The organism is Streptomyces sp. NPDC059850, from assembly GCF_042731515.1.
Lineage (GTDB): Bacteria > Actinomycetota > Actinomycetes > Streptomycetales > Streptomycetaceae > Streptomyces.
Genome location: NZ_JBHWJI010000140.1, coordinates 1 through 4,204, shown reverse-complemented (window position 1 = coordinate 4,204; position 4,204 = coordinate 1). Strand labels below are relative to the sequence as shown.

1 protein-coding gene is annotated in these 4,204 nt (G+C 67.3%); it reads left to right on the top strand.

Features of this window, described 5'->3' with window-relative positions:
• The first annotated feature begins 1,003 nt into the window (after positions 1–1,003).
• Complete coding sequence (locus ACFV9T_RS42575) at positions 1,004–3,820, top strand: Helicase associated domain protein (RefSeq protein ID WP_385449235.1); 2,817 nt, start codon at positions 1,004–1,006, stop codon at positions 3,818–3,820.
• Positions 3,821–4,204: the final 384 nt, after the last annotated feature.

Below are 4,204 nucleotides of genomic sequence, written 5' to 3'. Positions count from 1 at the left end.
TTGTGGGCTCGGAGATTTGTATACGAGACAGTGGGCCGCTTCGCGGCCGGCTCGCTCGCTTCGCTCGCTCGGCGCTTCGCGTTGCTCAGCGTGTTCGGGGCTTCGCCCCGAACGGGTGATGCCTCCGCTTCGCTTCGGCATCTGCTGGGGTTGGTGTTGGTTGTTGTCTTGCTGGTTGGGGGTTGGGGAGCGCTGTGCGCTCTTGGGCGGGTCCGCTGCGCTCCCCCGCCAGGTGGTTCCTTCGGCTTCGCCTCCGGTTCCTTGGGCCCGCTTCGCGGGCCGGGCTGGCTGTGGTGTCCGGGGCGTCAGGGAGGTGGTGGCTGGGTGAATGTGATGCAGTATGTAGCGTTGGCGAAAGTGTAGGACACGCTCTGGTGGTGTAGGGAAGGCTCTCTTGTGTTGGGGGGTGGTTGCTGATGGGTGGTCAGAGTAATTCTGTTGTAAGGGTCCGAACTGTGGGCCGTATGAAGTGTCAAATAGGTTGTGTGAGCGGTTGGTTAAAGCTGTTCGTGCTTCTGGCAGCCGGTGGGGGTGTCGTGGCGGAGGCTGATGTCTGGTGGTGCGTTGGTGGTCGGGGGGTGGTGTCGGCGTTCCGGGCGGGGCGTGATGGTTGTGTGCGGGGTGTTGGTGGGATTGCGGGTCTGGTTGGGAGCGGTGTGGCGGGTGGTCATTGGGGTTTGGTGGGGTGTGTTTTGGTGTTTGTGGGGTGGTGGTGTTGGTGTGTGGTCGCCTGTGGATTGTGGAGGGGCGGGCGGGGTGGTGGAGCTTGGGGTGGGTCTGCGGTTTGTGTGCGGCGTGGGTGGTGGGGAGTTGTCCGTTGGTGGTGTCGTCGGCTGTATGTGCGGGGCCGGGTGCTGTGTCTTGGAGGAGTGGTCGTGATGGGGGGTGGTTGGGCGGCTGGCGTCGCGTCAGTGTGGTCTGGGGTGGTTCGGCTGTGTATTCGCCTCCCGTACGCGGCTGCTCGGGGAGATCGCTGGAATAGGGTGTCGGGGGAGGCGAGGAAATGTCTGGGATTCAGCTGAGGGAACATCAGGTCAGCCAGAAGGCGTGTTTCCGTAAGTGGGTGGGATTTCCTGCAAGGTCGTCTGGGCCTGTTCAGGGGGTGCGGGGCACGATCGTGTCTGCGACCGGGTCAGGGAAGACGATCACGGCTGCCGCGTCCGCGCTGGAGTGCTTCCCGGGCGGCAGGGTCCTTGTCACCGTCCCGACCCTCGACCTGCTCGCCCAGACGGCCGAGGCGTGGCGCCTGGTGGGCCACCGCTCCCCCATGGTCGCTGTCTGCTCGCTGGAGAACGACCCGGTGTTGAACGGGCTCGGGGTGCGCACCACCACGCATCCGATCCGGTTGGCCATGTGGGCCGGTGCAGGGCCTGTGGTGGTGTATGCCACGTATGCGGCTCTCGTGGACCGGGAGGATCCGGAGGATCCGGCGGGTCAGCGGATGGTTCGCGGGCCGCTGGAGGCGGCTCTGGCGGGCGGGGAGCGGCTGTACGGGCAGCGGATGGACGGTTTCGATCTGGCCATCGTGGACGAGGCGCACGGAACGGCTGGTGATCTTGGCCGTCCGTGGGCGGCGATCCATGACAACGCCCGTATTCCGGCCGGCTTCCGGCTCTACCTCACCGCCACGCCCCGCATCCTGGCCGCGCCCGGGCAGCAGAAGGGCAAGGACGGCCAGGAGCTGGAGATCGCGAGCATGACCAGCGACCCGGAGGGAACCTACGGCCAGTGGCTGGCCGAACTCGGGCTCAGCGAGGCGATCGAGCGCGGAATCCTCGCCGGGTTCGAAATCGACGTCCTGGAGATCCGCGACCCCTCCGCGGCCCCCGGGCTGCCGCAGGAGGCGCTGCGGGGACGGCGTCTGGCCCTGCTGCAGACCGCGCTGCTGGAACACGCGGCGCGGCACGGCCTGCGCACCGTCATGACGTTCCACCAGAGGGTGGAGGAGGCAGCCGCGTTCGCTGGGAGGCTACCGGAGACGGCAGCGGAGCTGTACGTCACCGAGGTGTCCGAGGAGGCCTTGGCGGAGGCGGAGGCGAGGCTGCCCGAGTCGTCGATCGATGCGCAGTTCTACGAGCTGGAGGCTGGCCGCCACGTCCCGCCGGACCGGGTATGGTCCGCGTGGCTGTGTGGCGACCATCTTGTGTCCGAGCGGCGCGAGGTACTGCGGCAGTTCGCTCATGGCACCGACGCGGCGGGCCGCCGAGTACACCGCGCCTTCCTGGCCTCGGTGCGGGTCCTCGGGGAAGGCGTGGACATCACCGGTGAACGGGGCGTGGAAGCCGTGTGTTTCGCCGACACCCGTGGCTCCCAGGTAGAGATCGTGCAGAACATCGGCCGCGCGCTCCGGCTGAACCGCGACGGGTCCACCAAAGTCGCCAGGATCATCGTCCCGGTCTTCCTCCAGCCCGGCGAGGACCCGGCCGACATGATCGCCTCCGCCAGCTTCAAGCCCCTGGTCGCCGTCCTCCAGGGCCTGCGCTCCCACGATGAACGCCTCGTCGAGCAACTCGCCTCCCACGCCCTCTCACGGAGCAGACACCAGCGCAGCGCGCACCTGCGGCGGGACGAGAACGGCCGGATCATCGAAGCCGTCACCAAGGACAGCACCACGGACGGCAGCGAGAGCGACGGCGGCGGCAGTGGCGAGAGCGGCAGCGGTGGTGGTGGTGAGGGCCGGGAACAGGGCGCCACCGGCGGTGCCGCCGGATCGGCGCTGCTGCACTTCTCCTCCCCCAAAGACGCGGCGACCATCGCGGCGTTCCTGCGCACCAGGGTCTACCGGCCGGAATCGCTGGCATGGCTGGAGGGCTACCAGGCCCTGCTGCGGTGGCGGACCGAGAACAAGATCACCGGCCTGTGCGCCGTCCCGTATGACACGCAGACGAACGTGGGCACGACCAAGGACTTCCCACTGGGACGGTGGGTGCATCAACAGAGGAAAACGCTGCGGGCCGGGGAACTGGAAACACGGCGCAAGGAACTGCTGGACACCCCGGAAGCAGGCATGGTGTGGGAACCAGGCGAGGAAGCATGGGAACACAAACTCGCCGCGCTGCGCTCATACCGACGCGCCACCGGACACCTCGCCCCACCCCAGAACACGCTATGGAACCCGGGCCGGAGTACGGACGCGGCGGACAGGGAGGGGGTGGTGGCAGTCGGACAGCTCATGGCCAACCTGCGCAGGACACACGGCCTCGGCAAAGACCCGGAACGGGCCAGGACACGCGCGCAGCAGCTGACAGCGATCGACCCGGACTGGAACTGCCCCTGGCCACTGGACTGGCAACGCCACTACCGCACCCTCACCAACCTCGCCACCAGCGAACCCGGCGGCATACTGCCCACCATCGAACCCGGCACCCAGTTCAACGGCGACGACCTGGACAAATGGGCCGCACGGCAGACCCGTGACTGGACAACACTCAGCACCCAGCAACAAGAACGGCTTACCAGACTAGGTATGAAACCTGCTGAGCGCCCCGCTCCAGCCCCGGCATCCAGGAACGGCGGGAAAACAGCCGAGAACGGCGGGAAAACAGCCGGGAACGGCGGGGAAGGGGCTGGGAACGGCGGGGAAGGGGCTGGGAAGCTGTCAGCTGCCTTCCAGCGCGGTGTGCAGGCCCTCGCGCAGTGGGTGGACCGGGAAGGGGCCCAGGCAGCGGTACCGCGAGGACACATCGAGACCGTGGTCACCAACGGCCAGGAACACCACCACAAACTAGGCATCTGGCACGCCAACCAGAAACAACGACGCCACAAACTCACCCAACCCCAACGTGCCGCACTCACCGAACTCGGCATCGAATGGGCATAACACCCCCGATGCGCACGCAGCGTGTACCAGCACCCGCCACACAACCAACCTCCCCCGAGGCCCCCAGACCAGGACCGTGAACTCCCCCCTTTCACCAAAAAAAAGGGGGCTGCCCGGATACATGTGACCAGCTGGAACCCAAGTATCACTCCCCAACCCACCCCCGCCTGGCCAACCACACACACCCACCCACCCAGCCAGCCAGCCCACGTCACAAAACCCGGGCCATGAAACCCATGAAGTCCGGTCCCTGTCCACGGTCCTGGACAGAAGATTCCCGCGGGTGACGCCCACACCCACACCCACACCCACACCCACACCCACACCCACACCCGCGCGCGAGCGGACGGCGGGGCCGCTCAGGCTGCCACCACGGCGTCCGCG

Bases quoted from the DNA above. Each gene is read 5' to 3' on its own strand.
- ACFV9T_RS42575 (WP_385449235.1), top strand. From the start codon at position 1,004: ATGTCTGGGATTCAGCTGAGGGAACATCAGGTCAGCCAGAAGGCGTGT.